We start from the raw sequence: 22,754 nt of genomic DNA, 5'->3' as shown, positions 1-22,754 counted from the left end.
ATCTGTTTGGTCCCTCTTTGATATTCAGAACTTTAACTGTAGATCAAGATGGGAGGATCCATTCCGACTATTAAACTAACTCAATACAATTAATTTGTTGCTTTAAACGCATCACTCGTCTATAGGCATCATCTATTCGTTGTTGATCTATTTTTTTATGAAGGACTAATTGCTCAACACAGTCAATCACTTCAGGGGCGGTAATACTACCTAACTGATTTGCAAATATCACCATATCAGCCCCGGCATTAATGGTGAGACTAAGAGACTCCTCCAGGGAGTAATGTTTTGAAATAGCCTGCATTTGTAAGTCATCACTAACTATCACCCCATCATAGCCCATATCGCCACGTAATATCCCCGTCAAAATTTCAGAGGATAAAGTTGCAGGTAATCCTTTACTGTCCAAATGCTTATTGATTACATGAGCAGTCATCACCATTGTAGGTTTATAAACATCCAGAAGTAAACTTTGATAAGGAACCAGCTCTTCAGGCTTGAACGTATCAGTGACATCAACAAACCCTTCGTGAGTATCACCAACAGCACTTCCATGACCTGGAAAGTGTTTGTACGCACAGGCAATGCCATAACGACTAAAAACATCAACAAATTGATGAGCAACACGAACAATCTGAGCGGGATCATTTGAAAAACTTCGTTTTAATTTACCAATAATCCCCTCTTGGTTATTTAAATCCAAATCAACTACCGGGGCAAAATTCAAATTAAAACCCAAGGATTGTAAAGTAGATGCCATTTGACTAAATTCTTCTTCCAAAGCAGGTGCAGTTAAATGAGCTAATTCCACAGCCGTCAAAGTAGACATACATCCTTCTATTTTACTTAGTCTGTCTACAGCCCCACCTTCATAGTCAATAGCAGTTAATAAGGGCAATGCCTCACCGAGCTCAAGATTTATAGATCCATAATGATTTAGTTGCCGAATCAGTTGCTTAATTTGAACCTGGTTTTTTAAATTTTTTCCATACAAACCTGTATTCAGCTCTTGATCAAATAATAAAACACCACCTAATCCGTCATCAGACAACCAGTGCGCTATGGGGCTATGCTCATTTATCTCACAGCCCTGAAAGCCAACAATCAACATTTGTCCAATCTTGTTTCTTAAGGTAATCAATCGTTTGCTCCATCACAAATCATACAAGAAATCATACACAAAGATAGAATGTAACGCTATTGGTTATTTAGGTTCCACAGGTGGGATCACGGAAAAATCACATTTACAATTACCATCAGCTTCAGGAGGTAGTGGCACCTCTGAAAAATCTTTAGGATAACATACAGGGATAGTCCATGCTGTGTCACCAGGATTAATTGCTCCAGGAAGAAACCAATTTCTTAGCCCCTGATAAGTTTTTCCCGCGTCATTTTTCCAAAACACAGGGTTAAATTTTGCTATGTAAATTAAGCCCTGGGCAGCATGACAGTCGAAAGTTTCTCTGACCCAGCTTTTTCCAGAGGGTACAGTGACTGTTAATAATTTGCTTGAGGTTACGGGATCAATCACATCAACAGATACATTGTATTTAGTCCAGCAACTGTCTTTAACCAAAGTATAATAACAAGGAAAGGACCAAACTACACAGGAGCAACTAAGGCCTAAAGATACGATCAATGTCCGTATAAACATAGTCACACCATATTTTGAAAAAAAGCAACATACTTATTAGTATATACAATATCAGGACAAATTGTGCGAACGGTGTGGTGATAAAGCAGGGGTAATATGCAGACAATTCATGAATTGCCCAAATCAGGTTAATAAGCACTGGACAAAAATTCAGCGCTTATTAAAACCAGTATTACTTAAAATTATAGGTCTGAGATTAAAAACAAGGAGAAAAACAGTTACCAAGATCTTCATCAGGTTCGGGTTCAGGAGCAATTGCCTTCGACAATTGTTCAAGCCCATAACCAATAGCCAATAATGAAGCAGCTACCCCCCAACCTATTAATATTCCAACACCTACCCCAGAGACACCCAGAGCAACTGATAAAACAACAGCAATAATGGAAGTGATTGGTGAAGCAATAAGCAGAGGTACTGGATCTACGTTTCCTCTGGAAAACATAGACCCTAATACAAAGCCGGTTAAAAAAGAATTATGGTTGCGTTCCGCAGCGGCAAGAATCACCAGGTCAATTGCCACTGTACCTACAACAGCCATAACTAAAAGCCCTGCCCCGCCTCCGTACATTAAACCTCTACCGATAATAAAGGTGAAATCAGAAATACCTTTTTGAATCGAACGCTCTACAGACATAATCTTTCTTTAAAAAATTTAAAAACGAATAGTATATCGTGAAAAGTCACCAATCAACACTTACAGTAAATTTTAACACCATTTATCATAAAGTATTTTCTTTTTAGTTACCCCTTAAAGGCATGAGAAGCCTTTGCCAGATATTGTGTTGCATGAAAGAAATCCAACACTTGATACTGGGTGTGTGGGCTATTTTCGGTATCAGAATGACATTCTAATTCTTTTCGCCTTACTTCTATTCACTTAGGTCAATTAATGAAAAAATCATACTTGAATTGATTGAAAAATAAAGGACTATTTGTTTTTAAGTTGAACAAAAGGGCTCGGAAATATTCTTATATTAATGCGAGGTCACACCCTAAAAATCAGTATAAAACAACCGTCTTTTGATATTCTTTTACAGGCTCTGGCTCAAGTTCAGTTCATAGTCCTTCAATTTTAGTACATCACTTAAATCATAGCTTTTGAATACTTTTTAAATGATCTTGCTTTTATATCCGCAGAAGGATAAGCTTGCCCGGTTGGAGAGGTGGCCGAGTGGCTGAAGGCGCACGCCTGGAAAGTGTGTATACGGCAACGTATCGAGGGTTCGAATCCCTCTCTCTCCGCCAAATTTAAAATCCCTGCCAAGATACCATAAGTTGTTCAGTTCGCTTGTCAGAATATACTGATTAGATTAGAGACATAACCTATGAGAATGAAATTACAATTAGGCATAATTGGAATTATATTATCAATAAATGTATTCGCTAATGGTGTTCGTTATTATCCTGAATCAACCTCACAAGACCAACCGTGGTCAGTAACTGCCAGTGTTGGAAAAAGCAAATATCCAAATACCTACTCTACAGATAGTGATGCAGTATTAGCCCGGCTGGCACTAGGCAATGAAATGATGCTTAGCGGTGACATTGCATTAGGATTGGAACTTGGTGTCCAAAATGGAAGTCACATTCGTCTGCATATTCCTTATGAAACATTGGAAGTTTTAGATTGGATTCCTGTTCAATCCACATTAGGCACCATGCTTGATTTATTGATTACCGCTAAAAGCGACCCATTGTGCGGAAGTGAATTCTTCGCTCAGCTCAAAGGAGGAGTTGCATATAGAAACTGGCGAATTAAACAAAAATCAATCAATGACTTATCCCAATTAGCAGGAGAAATACAAGCAGGCTTTGGTTATCCTATTACTGCTCTCGCCACTCTAAGTTTGCTCTATCAGGGAGTGTACAGTAACGAGGCTAATTTAAAAATAAATGCCTATACGAAAAGAGGCCATGTATCCAATATTCCATCGCTACACGGTGTATTATTAGGTTTTTCTGTTAATCTTTAAGCAACATCCCAATTAGATAATTTAATCAGTACAATCACCCCAGAACCAGGTTCTTGAAAGTTGTTGTGTTTCTCGGTATGTCGAAGATAACAATCATTTATATTTTTCCACTCCTCTTTCGCATAAAAGGCTATAATTTAAACAATTAGTAAATTATTTTTTTATCTAATTCAAAAAGAGTCATGAGTATAAGGGAGTATTTTTATGAAAGAAAAATATTATGCCTATGAAATAAATCTTGCCTCATCTGGAATAGTTTGTTCCCATTCTGAAATAAAAGAAGATAAGATGCGAGACTTATTAAAAGAAATTAAAAATGAGCATGCGGAAGGGGTTTTCTGGATTTTTAAACAATTTGGAGATCAACCTAAAGAGCCACTATGTATTATAGATTGTCTTCATAAAAGAATTTATTATCATTACTCTGGAGAAGTAGAAGAGCTTGACGAGACAATAAAAAAATTAAGTCATTAGTAAAGTGACTTTTGTACCGCTTATCCCTTCAGGACCCATGTACCGATTTTATAGAAAAAACCTGGATAGCAGCAAACGAATAAAAGCGCTCATCTGATTCATCATTGCGTTTTCTGGCTCCAATTTTTATAAAAATGGATGATTAATTTACAGGGTTGCAAATATTGATGCAATAACCCTATAGACAAATGACTGTTTTTCAGTAACCATTCAGCTCAATTTTTTTCTAATAACAAAAGAGGCTATCGATGAATTTTCATTCGGCCAGAGCAATAATAATTTCCATTACATTAGGTTTATTTCAGTCATCTCATGCTGGTAAACCAGTACAAAAAGAAGACAGAGATGCAGCCATCCAAAATGCTATTTTAATCCATATTAATAAATACAGACAAAACCAGGGTCTATCACCTCTGCAAATGGATAACAACATCGTTAAAGAAGCGAAACAACACTCTCTTGACATGGCAAACCATCGCATGTCTTTTGGTCATAAATATTTTAACAATCGCATCAACCGTCTGCATGCAAAAATCAAAAACTCAAATGCAGGGGCTGAAAACGTTGCCTATAACTACAAGGACGCGCAAGATGTAGTTTATAACTGGGTGCGCAGTCCAGGCCACAAAAGAAATATTGAAGGAAATTATAATCTGACAGGGATAGGTATTGCCCGAGATAAGAATGGAAAAATCTATTTTACGCAGATTTTCTTAAGAACAGGTAGTGGTGCTTATACTGCAAAAAGACCACTGCTCCACATTTTTTCTAACTCATTTTCGAGGAAGAGTGCTTTAAGCTCATAATTAACGATATCTTTGCAAAATAATGAACCAAACAAGTGGAATTAACAATGTGACTAGCCTATCATAGAATCATAGGCGGTAACCATTGTTCAGCCAACATTCCAAACTTGGAAGCCAGATTGAGAGTGTGGTGCGCAAGCTTAGCAAAGACTAAGAAGCAAAAAGCACTCCGGAGGAATCCACTTAAAGAATTAGGACTGTACTCAATCTTGCTGTCTATATCGAATTGTTAAAAAGGGCGTAGTTTATACGCCCTTTTTATTTGCCCAGTTTCCTCGTTTTTTAAAAATCATACTGCAACGAGTAGCAAATTATTCTAAACTACAATAGGATAGCTTATATAAAACGGTAAAAGGATTTCCCATGATGATTGCAACCCTCCAGGAAACTGGCAATGAAACTCGCGTGGCAATTACGCCTAACTCAGCCAAACAATATATTAAGTTGGGTTTTGAAGTGGCCATTGAAACAAATTCAGGCTTTTCTTCAGGTTTTGCTGATAAGGAATATGAGCAAGTGGGTGTTCAAGTTATAAGTAACAAACAGACTCTCCTGAAACAAACTAATATTCTTCTTTGTATTAATGAACCTGTCCCCAAAGATTTAGCAGGTCTGCCAAAACATGCCTTGATCATAGGCCATATAGATAATGAACCTGAAAGCCCGTTGATTGAATGGTGTAAAGAACAACACGTTAATTTATTTTCAATGAGTCTTATTCCCCGGATCAGTCGTGCTCAAAGTATGGATAGCTTATCATCCCAAGCAAACCTGGCAGGTTATAGGGCAGTTTTGGAAGCAGTCAATCAATATCATAGAGCAATACCCATGATGATGACGGCAGCCGGTATGATTCAACCAGCGAAAGTATTAATACTTGGCGCAGGCGTAGCTGGTCTTCAAGCGATTGCAACTGCCAAGCGTTTAGGAGCAGTAGTTTATGCATTTGATGTAAGACGAGCAGCAAAGGAACAGGTTGAAAGTTTAGGTGCTGAATTCATAGAAGTAAGCCAGGAGCAAGACAGTGAAACCAAAGGGGGATACGCAGCAGAGACTAGTGACGAGTACAAAAAATTACAGGCAGAGCTAATAGACCAATACGCCAGATTAGCAGATATAGTAATTTCTACCGCCTTAATCCCTGGACGAAAAGCCCCTATCTTACTTCTTAAAAAAACAGTAAATCTGATGAAGCCCGGATCAGTAATCGTAGATTTAGCGACTTCACGCGGAGGAAATTGCGAGCTCAGTGTTCTTGATAAAACCATTAAACATAATGAAATAACAATAATAGGATTAAGTAATATTGCTGGTCTGGTACCCGCTACAGCAAGTGATCTCTACGCTAATAATCTGGTTCATTTGATCAATCTATTGGCTGCCAAGTCTTCTGAAATACAATTTAATCCTGAAGATGAAATCATACAACAGGCTCTTCTTTGTCATGACGGCCAATACTTACCTTTCCAAGCTGCAAAGGAGTTAAAAAATGCATGATATTAATACCTTAGGCAATCCCTATATCACCATATTGACCATTTTTGTTCTGGCTTGTTTTGTTGGATATTACGTGGTTTGGAAGGTCACACCGGCTCTTCATACTCCTTTAATGTCTGTAACCAATGCCATTTCCAGTATTATTGTTTTGGGAGCTCTCATTGCGGCGGGCAATGAATTATTAGGAACTATTACCTGGCTAGGAGGACTAGCAATATTCATTACATCAATTAATATTTTTGGTGGATTTGTTGTAACTCAACGCATGCTGCGCATGTATAAAAAATAATGTTTTAAAGGATGGACCCGGTTATGAATTCAATTGTTCCACTATTTTATTTATTAGCAGCCATATGTTTTATATTAGCATTGAAAGGGTTAGCAAGTCCGGCAACATCAAGAAGAGGTAATCTTCTTGGAATTTCAGGTATGGTACTTGCCATAGGTTCTACACTGATGATGCCAAACGTGCACCATCACCTTATCCTCATTAGCTTGATAATAGCCGGCGGTATTATTGGAACTTTAATTGCCCTAAAGATCAATATGACCGCTATTCCTCAATTAGTTGCGGCCTTCCACTCCCTGGTAGGTATGGCAGCAGTACTGGTGGCGTTTTGTGCCTTTTTGGCTCCAGATTCCTTCCACATCGGTTTTCCCGGAGATATAGCTAAAGCCAGCCTGGTTGAAATGAGTTTAGGGTTAATCATTGGTGCTATTACTTTTTCAGGTTCCGTAATTGCTTTTTTAAAACTACAAGGACTGATGACGGGAATACCAATTAAATTTCCAGGTCAGAACCTGGTAAATCTGATTATAGCATTGTCCCTGTTAGCTTTATTTCTTTTATTTTTAAACAATCAAACTTTATTACTTTTCAGTGTGTTAACAGGACTCGCTTTCCTAATTGGTGTTTTATTAATAATACCTATAGGCGGGGCAGATATGCCAGTGGTAATATCCATGCTTAACTCATACTCAGGGTGGGCTGCTGCAGGTATAGGCTTTACTTTAAGTAATCATCTATTGGTCATTACCGGTGCTTTAGTAGGTTCTAGCGGGGCGATTTTAAGTTACATCATGTGTGTGGGAATGAATCGCTCTATTTTTAATGTGATCTTTGGAGGTATTAACTCTTCTGGAAGCGCTGCTCAAACTAATGTCGGCGATGAGTCACGGACTATAAGACAAGCTAATGGAGAAGATGCCGCATTTCTTTTAAGCAATGCAAAAGATGTAATCATTGTTCCAGGATATGGTATGGCAGTAGCACATGCACAACACGCCGTCAAAGAGCTAGTTAATGCCCTGGAAGCGCGTTCCATAAAAGTACGTTTTGCTATACACCCAGTCGCAGGCCGGATGCCTGGACATATGAATGTATTGCTTGCTGAAGCAAACATTCCGTATGACCGAGTTTTTGAACAAAGTGAAATCAATCGAGATTTCGCAACCTGTGACGTGGCTTTTGTTATTGGTGCAAATGACATAACTAACCCCGCTGCAAAAACAGATCCTGGTTCACCTATTTATGGTATGCCAGTATTGGAAGTTGAAAATGCAAAGACTGTCTTATTTGTTAAAAGAAGCATGGCACCAGGTTATGCAGGGGTTGAAAACACTCTATTTTATCATGACAATACGTATATGCTTTTTGGAGATGCAAAAATCATGACTGAATCAATCTCAAAAGGTTTAGGGGAACTATAATTCCCCTGTTAACTCCTGTCAAAGCATAGATTTCCTCCTCTTGCCTTATTGTTTTTAAATTTGCCAAACCAGCAAAAAAAATGTATCTTGGTTCGTTAATTTTTCACTATGGAGCGTTTTATGTTACGAAAAATCGGCTTTACTTTACTTTGTGCATTAACATCTTTTAGTGCTCCCTCTTTCTCAATGACCAGCCATTCACTGCAACAAGGAGTCACTCTTGAGTTTGAATTGCCACCTCATGATCCTCAATTATTTATAAACTATATGTTTTGGTCAGTTGAAGCCACTTGTAAGATCACCTCGGAAGATGAGAATGTTGAATTATTTGCGAAAGCCTTAGCCAAAAAAGGTAAAATAAATGACATTACTTTAACTGTAGGACAATCATTGCAAGTGAATTTGCACTCTGGCGAAAATATAAAACTTAGTGCTGACTCTGGTGCCAAGGTTCAAATCACTAATCTTGGAACTCATTTAGTGCGTGCTACCTGTACTTCTTAATAAAAAATATTAACTATAGATTAATTAAAAATCGAGTCCAAGACATACATATATTCTCACATTGTGGATGGCTCCAATTGGTTTGTTGATCCCTTTTGGTTAAGTCTTGCATAAGCGAGGTGAAACACGGGAGCTCAATAGGAGCTAATATTTATGTCTTGGTACTGTGATACTCCAACTCGTCAAGCAAGCCCGGTGAGAACCAGGCTTAATTTATAAAAAAGTTACTTATCGGGCTACGGAACCGCTTTTACTGAGCTTTAGATGAAAACTCTGTATTTTAATGTTCTCTGGTTGAGCAGAATTTAATTTTTGGATAACGTTCTTCTGCCATAGCTAAATTGACCTTGGTGGGAGCAAGATACATTAAAGTATCACTGCCATCTAAAGCCAAATAATCAAAAGCCCTAGTTCGAAATTCAGTTATCGCTTTTTCGTCCTCAGCATAAACCCAACGAGCGCAGGACACACTTACCGTTTCGTAAATACAATCAACTTTATATTCATGTTTTAAGCGATGAGCTACGACATCAAATTGCAACACTCCAACTGCTCCCAGAATTAACTGATTACTGTTTAATGGTCTGAATACTTGTGTTGCACCTTCCTCAGAAAGTTCAATTAATCCCTTAAGTAAGGCTTTACTCTTCAAAGGATCTCGTAAACGTACCAGGCGGAATAATTCAGGCGCAAAATTAGGGATACCAGTAAATTTTAATTGCTCACCCTGTGTAAAGGTATCACCTATACGGATAGTTCCATGATTATGTAAACCAATGATATCGCCGGCCAGTGCAATTTCAGTATGGGAACGGTCACCCGCCATGAATGTTAATGCATTGGCAATTTGTACCTCCTTGCCAATTCTTAAGTGACTTAATTTCATTCCTTTTTTATAGGCTCCAGAGCAGATGCGCAAAAAAGCTATTCTGTCTCTATGTCTCGGATCCATATTTGCCTGGATTTTAAATACAAAACCACTAAAATTCTCTTCTTGAGGCAGCACCTTGCGTTCGTGAGTTGCACGAGGCTGTGGGCCTGGAGCATATTGAACGAAATCATCCAAAAGCTCTTTAATACCAAAATTATTTATAGCAGAGCCAAAATAAACCGGAGTCATTTTACCAGCCAAATACTGGTCTAAATTAAATTCGTGTGAAGCCCCTTTCACAAGCTCAATTTCCTCACGTAATTCTTTTGCGCTATCACCTAATAACTCATCTAACTGAGGATTATTCAAACCTTTAATCTGCATAGCCTCTTGTTTTTGGGCATTTTTACCATGCTGATAAAGATACACTATATCCTCATAGCGATGATAAATTCCCTTAAACCGTTTACCCATACCTACCGGCCAAGTTATAGGCGCGCACTGGATACCCAGTACAGATTCTACTTCATCGAGTAAATCAATAGGCTCACGCCCTTCGCGATCCAGTTTATTGATAAAAGTCATAATTGGTGTATCACGCAGACGACATACTTCCATCAATTTCACTGTTCTATCCTCCACCCCTTTGGCTACGTCTATTACCATTAGAGCAGAGTCGACAGCAGTTAATGTCCGATAAGTATCCTCAGAGAAGTCTTCGTGTCCCGGCGTATCAAGTAAATTCATCACATGCTGATTATGAACAAACTGCATTACTGAGGTAGTAATCGAAATCCCCCGCTCTTTTTCCATTTCCATCCAGTCAGAAGTGGCGTGTCGGTCTGCTTTACGACCTTTAACCGTACCAGCTAGCTGAATAGCACCTCCAAATAAAAGTAATTTCTCGGTAACAGTAGTTTTTCCCGCATCAGGATGGGAAATAATGGCAAAAGTTCGTCTTTTATTAAAGTCTTGATAAAAATCAGACATAAGGCTCTCTAAATAAGTTTGTTTGTACAATTAGTGAATTCTAAGGTAAAAGAAGGAAAGTAACAATTTTTTCGTTATTTGTTCTCATTCATCTTGATTTTTTTAGCCCCATAGTTTCAATTCCAAACATAGTAATGAAGTCAATCCATGTTCAGCCGATTGAATTCATTCTGTGATAAGTAATCGAATCAACATATAAACGAACAATCTGAACTATAATTTAATCTTAAGTGTCTTTATAAAATCCGTAACAAAATTAAATGATTTAATTTAAAAATAAAAAGGAGTTTACCATGAGACATACGTATTTTCTTCTCCCTGTCATTCTACCCCTTTGTGCCTTCAGCCAATCTAAAGTACCTTCTGACACGATGATCTTTTCAGAAAATCCTGTGAGCAAAAACACGATAGTAAGATCTTTTTCCAATGAACTTGAATCAGTCAATAAAGACAAACAATTTGAGCGAAGTATTGATATGGGTCCGCATGTCTGGAACAAAATTAAGGAAAAATAAGAGCTATTCATCCATCATTTATAGTTAAAAATTCACTCAAATTAACCTATTTAAACCTACTCAATACCGTATGAATAGTGATTGCTACTACGAATTGTCTTAGGTCATTTTACCACAACTCTATCAGAATGACTTATCCACAAGTCCACAGGTCAGGAGAGCTTCACTTTCTCGTATAGGCCTGTGGGCCTTGTGGGTAAGTCATGACGCTCTCATTTAGGGTTTATGGTCTTTTCCGGCCATAATACACCTCTGCGGGCGTTAAATAATTAAAGGACTGGTGAAGCCTTCGGTTATTATAATACTCAAAATACTCCGTTAAGGCCAGCTCAACCTCTTCAATTGTATCAAAATCATACCGGTAGATTTTTTCTTGCTTAACACTACGCCACAATCGCTCGATAAATATATTATCTAAATAACGTCCTCGCCCATCCATGCTGATAGAAATGTGGTGAGATTTTAGCGTATTTATCCAATCTTTTGAGGTAAATTGAGAACCCTGATCCGTGTTAAAGATCTCACAACGCGAATGCAGCAAAGCGTTTCTAAGCGCCTCAATACAAAATTCAGCCTCCATAGTAGGTGAAATAGCCCATCCAATCACATAACGACTATACCAGTCCATAATAGCTACTAAATACACATGCTTTCCTTTCATGCGGATGTAGGTGATATCTGCGGCCCAAACCTGATTTGGTTTGGTGATATCCACCTCTTTTAATAAATAAGGGAACACCTCATGCTCCTTATTGGGAACGCTTGTATTTGGCTTTGGGTAAACAGTCGATAACCCCATCATTTCCATCAACTTTTTTACTCGACGTTTACCAACAGGATAGCCTACTTCTTTTGACAGCCATCTTGCCCGCTTAATTTTACCTTCACATGGATACTGCAGATAGTGCTCATCAAGTAGCGCCATAAGCGCTTCATCTTCGACAGAAATGGGCTTGGCACTATAATAATAACTTGAAACAGGCAAGTCTAATAGCAAGCATTGTTCACGAATGGTGAGCTCGGCAAGAGGATCAATCATGACGCGCTTTTCATCCAGACTAAAGTTCATGCTTTTTTTTTAGCCAAGATAGCTGCGCTTGAAGTCGACCAATTTCTTGATATAATGCCTCAACAAGCTGCTCTTGGGACTTGGCTTCTTTTTCATTAGCCCCAGAGAATAAATCGTTAATGGCTTTGATGGCCGATTGCTTCCAAGTTTTTACCTGCGTTGCGTGAACACCGTATTCACTGGTAATTTGCGCTTGTGTGAGTTTCCCCTCAATCGCAGCTAGCGTTATTTTTGCCTTCTTGGCCGCCGTATAATAAGCTCGCTTTTTAGACATTTTATTCTCCTCTTTGTATTAAGAAGAATAGCTCTTAAAAAACCTTTTTTTGTGTCCAGAAAACCGCGCCTATATTATATTGACTATCCAACCCAGGTTATTCGCTTATCCAGCAGTCTGGAAAATCAACAATTAGACTGCGAACAGGTAAATAAACAAATTGATGAAACCATAGTTCAAAACATCACTCCTGACAAATTTAACGTGAACATGTACATTATTTGTAGTTATGATCCCGAAACCAACTTAGCTACCCAATTCACCATTCATAGCTATTTTGATCCCTTAGATGATAACGCCATTAATTTTTTAAATTCCTACCTTAGTGAATATAATGACACCGATTTTTTAGGAACAAAATTAAAAATTGAATCAGCAAAAGGAATGATTATCTCTTTAAACATTATTGCTGGAATAAAGAACAATCCAAAGTCACCCCTTTTTATAGAATACCGCAAGGATCGTAGTAATTTTTATTTTAAAAATAACTATGAAATGAAAAATACATTGCTTGTTGATGTATATCAAAATTTCTTTAGTAACGATCCGGAGAAAATACTCCCCTTCCTCAACAAATGGATATATTCCTATGCAGATACTTTGTATACAGCAGTTCTTCGAGATTCCAATTATGTGGAATTACAGCCCGAACGAATCTTTCTTATGGATAATGGAAACGAAATATTTGTATCCGGGTTAAAGTATTATTTTGCTCATAACTGTACTAAACACAAGAACCAACGATGTTTAAAACAGGAATCTCTATAGAAGTATCCCTTCGAAACGAGATATGGGGAAATAAGTAAATACATTGCAGCTTTAATTGTGCTTTATATTTTTCATTCCTGTATTTCATTTCATGGTTACAAGCTAATTTGTCATTACTGACCAATGTTATGACACTATCAATTCCAATCCAAAAGAAGATTGTTCAAAATAATTAACTACTCTGTGTTCAGGGACTAAATCCAAACGTGAAGGGTTCCATTGAGGATCTTTATCTTTTTCCACTAATAATGCCCTTACCCCTTCATAAAAGTCATTATCCCCCATAAAATGCCCCACTAAATTGAAATCCATATTCAAACACTCAGCCAAGGATAATCCTTTTGCCTTTTGAAGTTGCAAAAGAATTACTTTAAGACTTAAGGGTGATTTTTGCCCTAAGGTGTTATCTACTCCTTCCGCCCAAACCCCTTCGCAGCTCCGCAAAGAGCTCCTAATCATTTCAACAGTCGGATGTGAAAAGCATACATCAATCATCGGCTTAATCTGAGTTACTTCACTTTCGGAATGTGGTCTGGCATAGGCATTCAAGCATTGGTCTACACGAGCGTGGGCATCTTCTGACAAATCCAAATTGATTAATTCATTAACCATATCCTGCATTTTTTCAGAAGTAATAATCTGCTTCACCAATCCTGTTTTCATTGCATCCTGTGGGCCTAATCTATTTCCCGTTAGCCCCAGATAAATACCCAAAAAACCACGGCATTGGGTTAATAAATGACTTGCTCCAATATCAGGGAAAAAACCGATACTGGACTCAGGCATAGCAAAAATAAAGCGCTCACTAGCCACTGGATGACTACCATGCATGGAGACGCCTACTCCTCCACCCATGGTAATACCATCCATTAAAGATATATAAGGCTTGCCAAATTGATGGATGAAATGATTTAACCGGTATTCATGCCAAAAAAATTGCATTTGTTCGGAATCATTACCCCGTCGCTCATAGAGCCAGCGTACATCTCCACCAGCACAAAAAGCATTAGCAGGTGTGGCACGCAAAACTACTGCCTGAATATTGTTATCCTCTTTCCAAAGTTCTAATTGCTTCTGCAATTCAATAATCATAGGTAAAGTAAGGGCGTTTAACGCCCCGGGTCTATTTAAAGTAATGAACCCCACCGAACCCTCATGACTAAAAAGCACTTCTTCACTCATGATTATATTCCTTTAAATTCTGCAGCACGCTTATTAAGAAATGCATCTACTCCTTCCTTCTTATCTTCTGAAGCACATAACTTGGCAAAGTGTACAGCTTCCAAATGCAATGCATCAGTCAGGGACATATTATAGCCATAATCAATAACCTGCATTACTCCTGCTATAGCTAAAGGTGCCATGCCTAATATGCTCTTTAATAAGGTTTTACTGTGCTCTATCAAATGTTCCGGCGCCACAACTTCACTAACTAATCCCCAATTTAAAGCAAGCTCAGCATTAATAAAACGTCCGGTTAAACAAAGGTCCAATGCTCGTCCTTTTCCTACCAAGCGTGCTAATCGCTGGGTACCACCATATCCTGGGATCACTCCTAATTTCACTTCAGGCTGGCCAAACATGGCATTTGATGAGGCAACTCTGAGAGTTGCGGAAATGGCTAACTCACATCCTCCCCCAAAAGCGAACCCATTTACTGCAGCAAGAGACGGTTTACCCATGGTTTCCAGAATGCGGAATACTTCTTGTCCATGACAAGCAAATTCGTAGCCTGTTTGAGCAGTACATTCGGCAAGCCTGTTAATATCTGCACCAGCACAAAAAGCTTTACCATTACCCGTTATAATTAAAGCTTTAACTTTAGGATTTATTTTTGCTGATCTAAATAGTTCAGCTAAAGCACCTAATAAATCAGTACTCAACGCATTTAGTTTTTCTGGTCTATTCAAGATTAACGTTAAAATACCGCTACTATCCAATTCTTGTTCTATTAAATTCATCACTTAACTCCTGTTATCCAATAACGTAGTCTTCATCCAAACTTGCTTTAGCAATAATTTCACGCATGATCTCATTAGTACCCTCAAGAATTTGGTGTACTCTCAAATCCCTGAATATTCTTTCTATTTGATAGTCACGTAAATAACCATAACCACCATGCAACTGCATGGCTTTATCACTAATTTGAAATGCTACATCAGTAGCCAGGCGTTTAGCCATAGCGCAGTACATTGGCGCATTGACATCCTCATTATCCATTGCTCTTGCAGCCCTATAAACCATTAATCGCGCTGCTTCATAATCAGTTAACATATCCGCAAAATAAAAACGCAAAGATTGCATTTTTGTTAATGATTTTCCAAATTGTTCCCGTTCATGCATATAAGTTTGGGTCAGTCGCAAACAAGCCAGTGCTCCTCCCAAGGAACAAGAAGCAACATTAACTCGCCCCCCATTTAATGCGTTTAGTGCCAATTTGAACCCCATCCCATCCTCACCCACACGATTAGCAACTGGAATTCGGCAATTCTCAAAATACACCATGCAGGTGGGTTGATTGCGCCACCCCAGTTTTTTTTCCAATTTACCAAAACTTAATCCTGGGGTATTTTTTTCAATCAATAAACAACTAATCCCCAAATGCGATTCATTTCCAGTCCGGACCATACATAAATAAACATCGCTGATGCTACCACCCGAGATAAAGGCTTTTGCTCCATTAAGAACATAATAATCACCATCCCGGACCGCTCTGCTCTTCAAGGAAGCAGCATCTGAACCCGCGCCGGGTTCAGTAAGGCAATAACTGGAAAGTGCTTCCATTGAAGTGAGTTTCGGCCCCCATTCCGCGCGCAACTCTTTACTTGCGTAACGATCTACTAAGGAGGTAACCATATTATGGATCGAAAGATAAGCGCTCGTGCTAATGCAGCCAGTTGCTAATTGCTCAAATATTAAGGCAGAATCCAGACGGGTTAGCTGAGCACCACCAATATCCTCTCGTGCCATCATTCCAGCCATACCTAATTGGGCGGCCTCCCGCAGTACATCAACTGGAAATTGACAGTGCTCATCCCAACTATCCGCCATTGGGGCTAATTTTTTTTGGGCAAAATCTGCTGACATCTCCCGAAAAGCTAAATGTTCTTCTGTGAATTCAAAATCCATAAACCGTCCTTAGACCCAGTAAATTTATAACCTGTACTATTAGGTACTCTCATCTTACCGCGATATTGCTGCGATCTTCAATCGTAAAATCTTGATCAGCAACAAGTGCATCTAAAGGTTTTTACTCAATCCAAACTAACAAATTTATTTGATCTGAATGCTGTTACAAATAGGAGGCTATTCATTTAAAAAACTCGTGAAAGTTTATTTATGATACAGAGTTAAAAGATGATATTATTGCCAACTTTCAGCGCCTGTGAAAGAAGAACAAGAATAATCACATGGAAACTTTAGCGCAACCTAAATTGGCAAATAAAAATGCCCTAGCTGTTTTAAAAGACTATTTCGGCTTCGATTCTTTTAGAGCACCTCAAGAAAATATAATAAATGATGTCATCTCAGGGCTGGATGTGCTTGTCCTTATGCCCACTGGTGGTGGGAAGTCACTCTGTTATCAGATACCTTCAATAGTCAGATCAGGGGTAGGAATTGTCGTATCTCCATTAATTGCATTAATGGAAGATCAAGTTGCAGCTCTGAAATTACAGGGTATTCGTGCAGCCTATTACAATTCCTCATTAACCAGCGAGGAAGCCAGAAAGGTACTGGCACAGCTGCATCATGAGGAATTGGATTTACTCTATATCGCTCCGGAACGCCTCATCAGTGCCTCTTTTCTTGAACGCCTGGAAGAATGTCCTATTGCCTTATTTGCAATAGACGAAGCTCATTGTGTTTCTCAATGGGGTCATGATTTCAGGCCTGAATATGCAGCATTAGGTTTGTTAAAAACACATTTTCCGGAAGTCCCAATCATTGCTTTAACGGCGACTGCCGATAAACAAACACGCCAGGACATTGTGGTCAAATTAAATTATCAACCTAAAAAATACGTTGCCTCATTTAACAGACCTAATATTCATTATAAAGTAGTCCCTAAAACCAACGCAGCAAAACAGTTAAATCAATTTTTACAATCTGAAGTCCAACAATCGGGCATCATCTATTGTGGAACACGAAGCAGCGTGGAGCGTCTCGCTGAAAAATTAAAGGACATGGGATTCAAGGCTCGAGCCTATCATGCCGGCCTTGCACATAGCGAACGACGTGAAGTGCAAACCTTATTCCGCCATGATCGCATTGATATAGTTGTTGCTACTATAGCTTTTGGGATGGGTATAGACAAACCTAATGTACGCTTTGTTGTCCATCATGATTTACCTAAAAACATTGAAGGTTATTATCAAGAAACTGGTCGGGCAGGTCGGGATGGATTACCAGCCCAAGCTCTTCTTCTCTACGATGCCGCTGACAGCGCCAGATTGCGCTCATGGATAATTAATACCCCACTTGATGAACAAAGAAGAGTAGAAACCAATAAATTGAATCACATGCTGGCTTTTGCCGAAGCCACCCATTGTCGCCGCCAAATCCTCCTGCGCTATTTCGATGAACCCTGTGACACTGAGTGCCTATACTGTGATGTCTGTGATAATCCACCAGAAATGGCAGATGCAACAGTAGATGCTCAGAAATTGCTTTCCTGTATTTATCGATTAAAACAGAGTTTCGGATTAACTCATACCATTGAAGTACTAAGAGGGGCTTTCACTGATAAAATAAAGCAATTTGGCCATGATCGTTTGAGTACTTTTGGCATAGGAAAAGATAAGTCCGCCAATTATTGGAAACAACTTGCCTGGCAGCTCATTCATAAAGATTATTGCATTCAGGACATCAGCCATTTCAATGTGTTAAAACTAAATTCCAAAGCTATTCCTTTGTTAAAAGGCGAAGAAAAAATTTCCCTTACTATTCCTCATAATGATCTCAAAGGAACGAAAAAGAAAACTAAAGACAAAAACTCCATTAAACCAGAGAATAGCCCCTTATTTGAAGTCTTACGCACCTTAAGACGACAACTGGCCGAAGAAGAAAATAAACCTCCATTTATGATTTTTAGCGATGCAACCTTGCATGCAATGACTCAAACAAAACCTCAAAATACGGAACAGCTTCTGGCAGTCTCGGGCGTTGGTCAACACAAACTCACACATTATGGAAACCATTTTCTTAAGGCATTAAAAGAGTTCTGTGAGACTGAGTGAAGATATCATGATGCATCAATTACCTCGATCTTTCTATGAGCATGATACGACCCAGAATTGGCGTACATTAGCCTAAAAATTGGGCTGAAGAGGCATTTATGCCATCTCGAAGCCTAGAACCAGGCCACCAAGGCTTCGAGACAGCGCTGAAGCGCTTTCTCAGCCCGAACGGATACGAATCAAATCCTTTAACTTAATAACAATGCCTCAGATAGTGAAGTCTAACATCCTATTTGTTACAACCAATCTTGACATGGACCTGATAATATTTGACTTTATTATCATCGATAAAGCCGCGTGTTTCCAATACCTCAAACCAATCCAATTTACCATATGACTTTGCCGCTTGGGTGATTGCATTGTCAATGGCTTGCTCTATACCCTCTTGAGATGTCCCAACTAATTCAAGAATTTCATATACTTTATCATTCATTCTGCTCTCCCTGTATTGATATGTTCCTGTGCTTTGGCAATGGCTTTGCGTATCGCTAGAGCTTCTTCTGATTGCTCAGGTGCCAAGTTCAATAGACGTTGCCAATAAACTATTGCATCTTCATAAGCATGGCTCAGGAATGCATTCATAGCAAGCATCGCTAGTGCATCGGGTTGTTTGGGGTTATTTTTTAATAAGACATCAAAAATCTCTATTATTTTCGGGCTGAATTGCTGACTGTTTATCTCCCATAAACTATGGGCATAGTTGACTGCAAACTGTTCCTCCCCAGGTTTAAGATAATATGCTTTAGCAAAAGCTTTAGAAGCGTTCTGGTTATCATTTTGACTGGTATACAAACGTCCTAAAAGATACCAGCCTTTGGCGCTCTCGGGAGCGTCATCCAATTTTGCAGCAAGTTTATCAATTAACTCCTGGGGGTTCTTAACGGACTTAAGCATTTCTTGCGCTAAAACCCGAGATTTATTATGGTGAAGGTATTTCCGCCAATCAGCAAAGCTTCCCCAAAAAAAATATCCAGTTGATATCAGCGCAAAAATAATGGGCATCACTAACAAACTTACCTTAAGATTACGCCTTAAAGGATAGATAATTACACCACTTGCAACCAATGATATACCAACCAGTACACCAACCAACCACCATTCACTCATAAGGAATCCGCTTAAAACATGTTCGCCAAAAAATAACAAAGCCCAATAATAGAAATAAAAATGGACCAAACCAGAGTAATAAGGTCACTGCTTTTATGGGGGGTTTAAATAGAATGAAATCTCCATAACGTGAGGTAAGATAATCGCTTATTTCAGTATCGGTTTTCCCCTCTTTTACTAATTGATAAACCTGTAATCGTAAATCCTTTGCCAATTCGGCATTAGAATCGGCTAAATCCTGATTTTGACAAACCAAACAACGCAGATCTTTTAAGAGATGATTAAATTGTACTTCTTTTTTAGCTGAATCCAGAGGGTAAATGCTGTTTGCAAAAGTTAATGAGGTAATTAATAGCATAATGAAACTCCAACCTATGAAATGAACTGATCTCATGAGTTCTGCTCCAGGCTCTTCATTAAAGGTAAAATTTCTTTTAACCAGGCTTCCTGATTCATTATACCCACATGTCGATAGCGTATTATGCCTTTCTTATCGATAACAAAAGTCTCGGGTGCTCCATACACACCTAAATCAATAGCCACCCTGCCTTCAGTATCCTGAGCAATCAATTGATATGGATTCCCCCATTGCTCTAACCATTGCAGCGCATCTACTGATTTATCTTTATAATTTAAACCATAAATTGGAACGCCTTCACGTGCTAATTGCAACATGAAAACCTGTTCCTCAACACACGCCTCACACCAACTGGCCCATACATTTAACAACACAACCTGGTTTCGCAATTGGGTTGAGCTAAAAGATGAGTCCGGTTTTTGTAATTGAGGCAAGGTAAAGACAGGTACTGATTTTCCGAGCTGGGCTGAAGGCAAATTATGAGGATCGATAGACAAGCCTCGCCACAGAAAGATGCTAAGCAGTAAAAAGAGAATAATGGGAATGATACGCCATCGGTTCCTTGTCATACTTTTAACTCCTGAGAACGCTCAGCCACTTCTTTTCTTTTTTGATAATATCTTCTATCCGTCAGAGCAAAAAAACCGCCTGCCAAAATCAAGAACCCCCCAGCCCAGATCCAACGCACGAAAGGTTTATAATAAAGACGCACGGACCAGGAATCATCAGCCAAAGGCTCCCCTAGTGCCACATAAATATCTCTGAATGGAGTTACATCTATGGCTGATTCAGTCATAGCCATTTGGCCAATCGTATAAAGTCTTTTCTCCGGATAAATCAGTTTAGTCGTTCCCAGATGGCTTATTTTAAATTGCGTCCTTGTTCCTTTATAATTGGGACCAATTAAAGGCTCTTGGCTAATGAATTCAATAGAATATCCTGCCAGATCCAATTTTTTTCCAGGAGCGAGCTGTACATCATCTTGCACACCATAAGCAGTAGAAACAGCAATACCAATTACAGTAGCAGCAACACCACAATGCGCTACAACCATACCCCAATATGCCTGCCCAATACCCGCCAATCCTCGCTCATTAATTTTTTTGTATACAGCATTCCCCGTACTTAAGATAACCCACATTGCCAGAGTCAAACCCGTTAGAGCAGAATAGTTAAGTTCACTGGTCGTGGCGAGTAATAAAACAATAGGGAGAAGCAGGCTAAACAAAGCAATACCATTAAGTTTTTTAAACACAGCGCGCCAACTATCACTATTCCATCTTAAATGAATTCCCACCCCCATTAATAACAGCATAGGAATCATCAAGGGAACAAAAACTGCATTAAAATAAGGAGCACCTACTGATAGTTTACCCAAGCCCAAACTCTCAATTAATAAGGGGTAAACTGTCCCCATCAAGACCGTAAGCATGATTACTATCAAAAACACATTATTCAATAATAAAGCACTTTCGCGAGAAAACGGGCTTGGACTATTGTCTGTTTGTAAGGTTTGCGCTCGAAACAAAAAAAGCAGCAAAGAACCACCAATCACTAGCAGCAAAAATCCCAGAATGTATAGGCCACGCTGAGGATCTACAGCAAAAGCATGAACTGAAGTCAAAACTCCAGAACGCACTAGAAAGGTTCCAATTAGGCTTAAAGAAAACGCGGCAATAGCTAATAACATAGTCCAGGCTTTAAATTGCTGGCGTTGTTCTGTAACAGCCAATGAATGAAGTAACGCAGTCCCAACTAGCCAAGGCATAAAAGAAGCGTTTTCAACCGGATCCCAGAACCACCAGCCCCCCCACCCCAGCTCTCTATATGCCCACCAGCTTCCAAGGGTGATACCAGCAGTTAAACAACACCAGGCTGCCAGGGTCCATGGTCTGGTCCATTTAGACCAGCTTGCCTCAACTTTTCCTGCCCATAAAGCGGCAATAGCAAACGCAAAAGCTACAGAAAATCCTACATAGCCCATATACAACATGGGCGGGTGAAATAGGAATCCCGGGTCTTGTAATAAAGGATTCAGATCGCGACCTTGAGTATTTAACACTTGAAACTGGCGTAAAAAAGGATTGGATGTAGTCAATAAAAAAAGAATAAAACCGATACTTAACCAACCAAGCACTACCAAGACACGGGTGCGCATTTCTTTATCCAGGCTGGAACTGAGACAGCCAACCAGTATCATCCAAAAACTGAGAATGGCAACCCATAAAAGCATGGAACCCTCATGCCCCCCCCAGACCGCGCAGATTTTATAAAACCATGGCAATAACAAGCTGGAATTTGAGATCACATAAACTACAGTAAAATCATCTGTTAAAAAGCACAGAGTTAAACAAAGATAAGCCAATGCGACAAAGAAAAACTGCAAGCCAACATATATTTTTGCTGAATCCATCCAGTCTATACGCTTTTTTTGCAAGCCCACTAAAGGAACTGTGGCCAGCATTATAGATACAACTAATGCCAGAATTAAAGAAAACAGCCCTACCTCTGCTATCATGGATTCACCTTTTTAGTCAAAGCAGCTTTCACTTCCGGCGGCATATAATTGGCATCATGCTTTGCTAATACCTGAGATGCGCGGAATGAATGATTGTCGATTAGCTGTCCCTCAGCTACTATTCCTTGACCTTCTCGGAACAAATCAGGAAGAATGCCGAGGTAAGTTACGGTAATTGTTTTTTCAAAATCGGTTATCTTAAATTGAACTTCCAAGCCTTGGGCAGCACGAATAATACTGCCTTTTTCAACCATCCCTCCTACACGAATTGCATGGTGAAGAGGAGCTTGTCCTGCAACTGCTTGACTTGGCGAATAAAATAAACTGATATTTTGTCTTAAAGCATATAAAACCAGAGCCGAGGCCACAGCTAAAATAGACATAACAAAGAGTAGCATCAATATCTTGCGCCTTCTTACTGGTATCATA

Annotated in this window: 25 protein-coding genes and 1 tRNA gene; 11 read left to right on the top strand and 15 right to left on the bottom strand. The window is 39.1% G+C overall.

Features of this window, described 5'->3' with window-relative positions; genetic code table 11:
* Positions 1-70 precede the first annotated feature (70 nt).
* From HRS36_RS07365 to HRS36_RS07355, 3 genes are all read right to left on the bottom strand, one after another.
* Positions 71-1,141 (bottom strand): glycoside hydrolase family 3 N-terminal domain-containing protein, encoded by a 1,071-nt coding sequence (locus HRS36_RS07365; RefSeq protein ID WP_173236802.1) that lies wholly within the window; start codon positions 1,139-1,141, stop codon positions 71-73.
* Positions 1,142-1,204: 63 nt separating this feature from the next.
* A complete protein-coding gene (locus HRS36_RS07360; RefSeq protein WP_173236801.1) occupies positions 1,205-1,654 on the bottom strand; it encodes a hypothetical protein in 450 nt (149 codons plus the stop codon).
* Between the two features lie 196 nt (positions 1,655-1,850).
* Positions 1,851-2,288, bottom strand: coding sequence for a hypothetical protein (locus tag HRS36_RS07355; RefSeq protein ID WP_173236800.1), 438 nt, complete (start codon positions 2,286-2,288; stop codon positions 1,851-1,853).
* 523 nt (positions 2,289-2,811) lie between these two features.
* Here HRS36_RS07355 and HRS36_RS07350 point away from each other — a divergent pair.
* The 8 genes from HRS36_RS07350 (at position 2,812) to HRS36_RS07315 (ending at position 8,618) form a co-directional block, all read left to right on the top strand.
* Positions 2,812-2,899: transfer RNA gene (locus HRS36_RS07350), tRNA-Ser, on the top strand.
* Positions 2,900-2,979: 80 nt separating this feature from the next.
* Entirely contained in the window at positions 2,980-3,627 is a 648-nt protein-coding gene (locus tag HRS36_RS07345) for a hypothetical protein (RefSeq protein ID WP_173236799.1), read from the top strand.
* Between the two features lie 204 nt (positions 3,628-3,831).
* Positions 3,832-4,101, top strand: a complete 270-nt coding sequence (locus HRS36_RS07340; RefSeq protein ID WP_173236798.1) for a hypothetical protein — start codon at positions 3,832-3,834, stop codon at positions 4,099-4,101.
* A gap of 248 nt (positions 4,102-4,349) precedes the next feature.
* On the top strand, positions 4,350-4,907 hold the full coding sequence (locus HRS36_RS07335) for a CAP domain-containing protein (protein WP_173236797.1): 558 nt from the start codon (positions 4,350-4,352) through the stop codon (positions 4,905-4,907).
* A gap of 363 nt (positions 4,908-5,270) precedes the next feature.
* Entirely contained in the window at positions 5,271-6,404 is a 1,134-nt protein-coding gene (locus HRS36_RS07330) for a Re/Si-specific NAD(P)(+) transhydrogenase subunit alpha (RefSeq protein ID WP_173236796.1), read from the top strand.
* Entirely contained in the window at positions 6,397-6,693 is a 297-nt protein-coding gene (locus HRS36_RS07325; RefSeq protein ID WP_173236795.1) for a proton-translocating transhydrogenase family protein, read from the top strand. The genes HRS36_RS07330 and HRS36_RS07325 overlap by 8 nt, the downstream gene beginning before the upstream one ends.
* 23 nt (positions 6,694-6,716) lie before the next feature.
* Positions 6,717-8,114 carry an NAD(P)(+) transhydrogenase (Re/Si-specific) subunit beta gene (locus tag HRS36_RS07320; protein WP_173236794.1) on the top strand — a complete coding sequence of 466 codons (1,398 nt, stop codon included), beginning with the start codon at positions 6,717-6,719 and terminating at the stop codon, positions 8,112-8,114.
* A gap of 120 nt (positions 8,115-8,234) precedes the next feature.
* Positions 8,235-8,618 carry a hypothetical protein gene (locus HRS36_RS07315; RefSeq protein ID WP_173236793.1) on the top strand — a complete coding sequence of 128 codons (384 nt, stop codon included), beginning with the start codon at positions 8,235-8,237 and terminating at the stop codon, positions 8,616-8,618.
* 280 nt (positions 8,619-8,898) lie between these two features.
* Here HRS36_RS07315 and HRS36_RS07310 read toward each other — a convergent pair whose 3' ends face one another.
* The gene (locus HRS36_RS07310) at positions 8,899-10,479 is read right to left on the bottom strand and encodes a peptide chain release factor 3 (protein ID WP_173236792.1); all 1,581 of its coding nucleotides are present in this window, start codon (positions 10,477-10,479) and stop codon (positions 8,899-8,901) included.
* Between the two features lie 293 nt (positions 10,480-10,772).
* Here HRS36_RS07310 and HRS36_RS07305 point away from each other — a divergent pair, with 293 nt between their 5' ends.
* A complete protein-coding gene (locus HRS36_RS07305) occupies positions 10,773-10,994 on the top strand; it encodes a hypothetical protein (RefSeq protein WP_173236791.1) in 222 nt (73 codons plus the stop codon).
* A gap of 223 nt (positions 10,995-11,217) precedes the next feature.
* Here the strand turns inward: HRS36_RS07305 and HRS36_RS07300 are convergent, their stop codons facing one another.
* Entirely contained in the window at positions 11,218-12,063 is an 846-nt protein-coding gene (locus HRS36_RS07300; protein WP_173235473.1) for an IS3 family transposase, read from the bottom strand.
* Positions 12,053-12,337 carry a transposase gene (locus HRS36_RS07295; protein ID WP_173235475.1) on the bottom strand — a complete coding sequence of 95 codons (285 nt, stop codon included), beginning with the start codon at positions 12,335-12,337 and terminating at the stop codon, positions 12,053-12,055. The genes HRS36_RS07300 and HRS36_RS07295 overlap by 11 nt, the downstream gene beginning before the upstream one ends.
* Positions 12,338-12,388: 51 nt before the next feature.
* On the opposite strand from HRS36_RS07295, the gene HRS36_RS07290 reads away from it, so the two are divergent.
* Positions 12,389-13,105, top strand: coding sequence for an Lpg0189 family type II secretion system effector (locus tag HRS36_RS07290; protein ID WP_226905604.1), 717 nt, complete (start codon positions 12,389-12,391; stop codon positions 13,103-13,105).
* 126 nt (positions 13,106-13,231) lie between these two features.
* Here the strand turns inward: HRS36_RS07290 and HRS36_RS07285 are convergent, their stop codons facing one another.
* The 3 genes from HRS36_RS07285 to HRS36_RS07275 are packed head-to-tail and all read right to left on the bottom strand — an operon-like array spanning position 13,232 to position 16,234.
* Positions 13,232-14,287, bottom strand: a complete 1,056-nt coding sequence (locus HRS36_RS07285) for an enoyl-CoA hydratase/isomerase family protein (RefSeq protein WP_173236790.1) — start codon at positions 14,285-14,287, stop codon at positions 13,232-13,234.
* A 2-nt stretch (positions 14,288-14,289) separates the two neighbouring features.
* A complete protein-coding gene (locus HRS36_RS07280) occupies positions 14,290-15,066 on the bottom strand; it encodes an enoyl-CoA hydratase/isomerase family protein (RefSeq protein WP_173236789.1) in 777 nt (258 codons plus the stop codon).
* A gap of 13 nt (positions 15,067-15,079) precedes the next feature.
* Entirely contained in the window at positions 15,080-16,234 is a 1,155-nt protein-coding gene (locus HRS36_RS07275) for an acyl-CoA dehydrogenase family protein (protein WP_173236788.1), read from the bottom strand.
* Between the two features lie 281 nt (positions 16,235-16,515).
* Here HRS36_RS07275 and recQ point away from each other — a divergent pair, with 281 nt between their 5' ends.
* Positions 16,516-18,342 (top strand): DNA helicase RecQ, encoded by a 1,827-nt coding sequence (gene recQ / locus HRS36_RS07270; protein ID WP_173236787.1) that lies wholly within the window; start codon positions 16,516-16,518, stop codon positions 18,340-18,342.
* Positions 18,343-18,571: 229 nt separating this feature from the next.
* Here the strand turns inward: recQ and HRS36_RS07265 are convergent, their stop codons facing one another.
* From HRS36_RS07265 to ccmE, 6 genes are read right to left on the bottom strand one after another with little or no spacing between them, the layout of a single operon-like run.
* Entirely contained in the window at positions 18,572-18,775 is a 204-nt protein-coding gene (locus HRS36_RS07265; RefSeq protein ID WP_173236786.1) for a dodecin, read from the bottom strand.
* The gene (locus tag HRS36_RS07260) at positions 18,772-19,449 is read right to left on the bottom strand and encodes a tetratricopeptide repeat protein (RefSeq protein WP_173236785.1); all 678 of its coding nucleotides are present in this window, start codon (positions 19,447-19,449) and stop codon (positions 18,772-18,774) included. Before HRS36_RS07260 ends, HRS36_RS07265 begins: the two co-directional genes overlap by 4 nt.
* Positions 19,442-19,843 carry a cytochrome c-type biogenesis protein gene (locus HRS36_RS07255; RefSeq protein WP_173236784.1) on the bottom strand — a complete coding sequence of 134 codons (402 nt, stop codon included), beginning with the start codon at positions 19,841-19,843 and terminating at the stop codon, positions 19,442-19,444. The genes HRS36_RS07260 and HRS36_RS07255 overlap by 8 nt, the downstream gene beginning before the upstream one ends.
* On the bottom strand, positions 19,840-20,376 hold the full coding sequence (locus tag HRS36_RS07250) for a DsbE family thiol:disulfide interchange protein (RefSeq protein WP_173236783.1): 537 nt from the start codon (positions 20,374-20,376) through the stop codon (positions 19,840-19,842). The genes HRS36_RS07255 and HRS36_RS07250 overlap by 4 nt, the downstream gene beginning before the upstream one ends.
* A complete protein-coding gene (locus HRS36_RS07245) occupies positions 20,373-22,325 on the bottom strand; it encodes a heme lyase CcmF/NrfE family subunit (protein WP_173236782.1) in 1,953 nt (650 codons plus the stop codon). Before HRS36_RS07245 ends, HRS36_RS07250 begins: the two co-directional genes overlap by 4 nt.
* Positions 22,322-22,753 carry a cytochrome c maturation protein CcmE gene (gene ccmE, locus HRS36_RS07240; RefSeq protein WP_173236781.1) on the bottom strand — a complete coding sequence of 144 codons (432 nt, stop codon included), beginning with the start codon at positions 22,751-22,753 and terminating at the stop codon, positions 22,322-22,324. Before ccmE ends, HRS36_RS07245 begins: the two co-directional genes overlap by 4 nt.
* Position 22,754 lies beyond the last annotated feature (1 nt).

This window comes from Legionella antarctica (assembly GCF_011764505.1).
In the GTDB taxonomy this organism is placed as follows: domain Bacteria; phylum Pseudomonadota; class Gammaproteobacteria; order Legionellales; family Legionellaceae; genus Legionella; species Legionella antarctica.
Note: the sequence above shows the minus strand (reverse complement) of the source record. Positions and strands in the feature narration are given on the sequence as shown.

Bases quoted from the DNA above. Each gene is read 5' to 3' on its own strand.
- recQ (WP_173236787.1), top strand. From the start codon at position 16,516: ATGGAAACTTTAGCGCAACCTAAATTGGCAAATAAAAATGCCCTAGCT.
- HRS36_RS07275 (WP_173236788.1), bottom strand. From the start codon at position 16,234: ATGGATTTTGAATTCACAGAAGAACATTTAGCTTTTCGGGAGATGTCA.
- HRS36_RS07345 (WP_173236799.1), top strand. From the start codon at position 2,980: ATGAGAATGAAATTACAATTAGGCATAATTGGAATTATATTATCAATA.
- HRS36_RS07280 (WP_173236789.1), bottom strand. From the start codon at position 15,066: ATGAATTTAATAGAACAAGAATTGGATAGTAGCGGTATTTTAACGTTA.
- HRS36_RS07325 (WP_173236795.1), top strand. From the start codon at position 6,397: ATGCATGATATTAATACCTTAGGCAATCCCTATATCACCATATTGACC.
- HRS36_RS07335 (WP_173236797.1), top strand. From the start codon at position 4,350: ATGAATTTTCATTCGGCCAGAGCAATAATAATTTCCATTACATTAGGT.
- HRS36_RS07320 (WP_173236794.1), top strand. From the start codon at position 6,717: ATGAATTCAATTGTTCCACTATTTTATTTATTAGCAGCCATATGTTTT.
- HRS36_RS07305 (WP_173236791.1), top strand. From the start codon at position 10,773: ATGAGACATACGTATTTTCTTCTCCCTGTCATTCTACCCCTTTGTGCC.
- HRS36_RS07340 (WP_173236798.1), top strand. From the start codon at position 3,832: ATGAAAGAAAAATATTATGCCTATGAAATAAATCTTGCCTCATCTGGA.
- HRS36_RS07250 (WP_173236783.1), bottom strand. From the start codon at position 20,376: ATGACAAGGAACCGATGGCGTATCATTCCCATTATTCTCTTTTTACTG.
- HRS36_RS07300 (WP_173235473.1), bottom strand. From the start codon at position 12,063: ATGAACTTTAGTCTGGATGAAAAGCGCGTCATGATTGATCCTCTTGCC.
- HRS36_RS07330 (WP_173236796.1), top strand. From the start codon at position 5,271: ATGATGATTGCAACCCTCCAGGAAACTGGCAATGAAACTCGCGTGGCA.
- HRS36_RS07355 (WP_173236800.1), bottom strand. From the start codon at position 2,288: ATGTCTGTAGAGCGTTCGATTCAAAAAGGTATTTCTGATTTCACCTTT.
- HRS36_RS07265 (WP_173236786.1), bottom strand. From the start codon at position 18,775: ATGAATGATAAAGTATATGAAATTCTTGAATTAGTTGGGACATCTCAA.
- HRS36_RS07255 (WP_173236784.1), bottom strand. From the start codon at position 19,843: ATGAGATCAGTTCATTTCATAGGTTGGAGTTTCATTATGCTATTAATT.
- ccmE (WP_173236781.1), bottom strand. From the start codon at position 22,753: ATGATACCAGTAAGAAGGCGCAAGATATTGATGCTACTCTTTGTTATG.
- HRS36_RS07360 (WP_173236801.1), bottom strand. From the start codon at position 1,654: ATGTTTATACGGACATTGATCGTATCTTTAGGCCTTAGTTGCTCCTGT.
- HRS36_RS07295 (WP_173235475.1), bottom strand. From the start codon at position 12,337: ATGTCTAAAAAGCGAGCTTATTATACGGCGGCCAAGAAGGCAAAAATA.
- HRS36_RS07245 (WP_173236782.1), bottom strand. From the start codon at position 22,325: ATGATAGCAGAGGTAGGGCTGTTTTCTTTAATTCTGGCATTAGTTGTA.
- HRS36_RS07285 (WP_173236790.1), bottom strand. From the start codon at position 14,287: ATGAGTGAAGAAGTGCTTTTTAGTCATGAGGGTTCGGTGGGGTTCATT.
- HRS36_RS07310 (WP_173236792.1), bottom strand. From the start codon at position 10,479: ATGTCTGATTTTTATCAAGACTTTAATAAAAGACGAACTTTTGCCATT.
- HRS36_RS07260 (WP_173236785.1), bottom strand. From the start codon at position 19,449: ATGAGTGAATGGTGGTTGGTTGGTGTACTGGTTGGTATATCATTGGTT.
- HRS36_RS07315 (WP_173236793.1), top strand. From the start codon at position 8,235: ATGTTACGAAAAATCGGCTTTACTTTACTTTGTGCATTAACATCTTTT.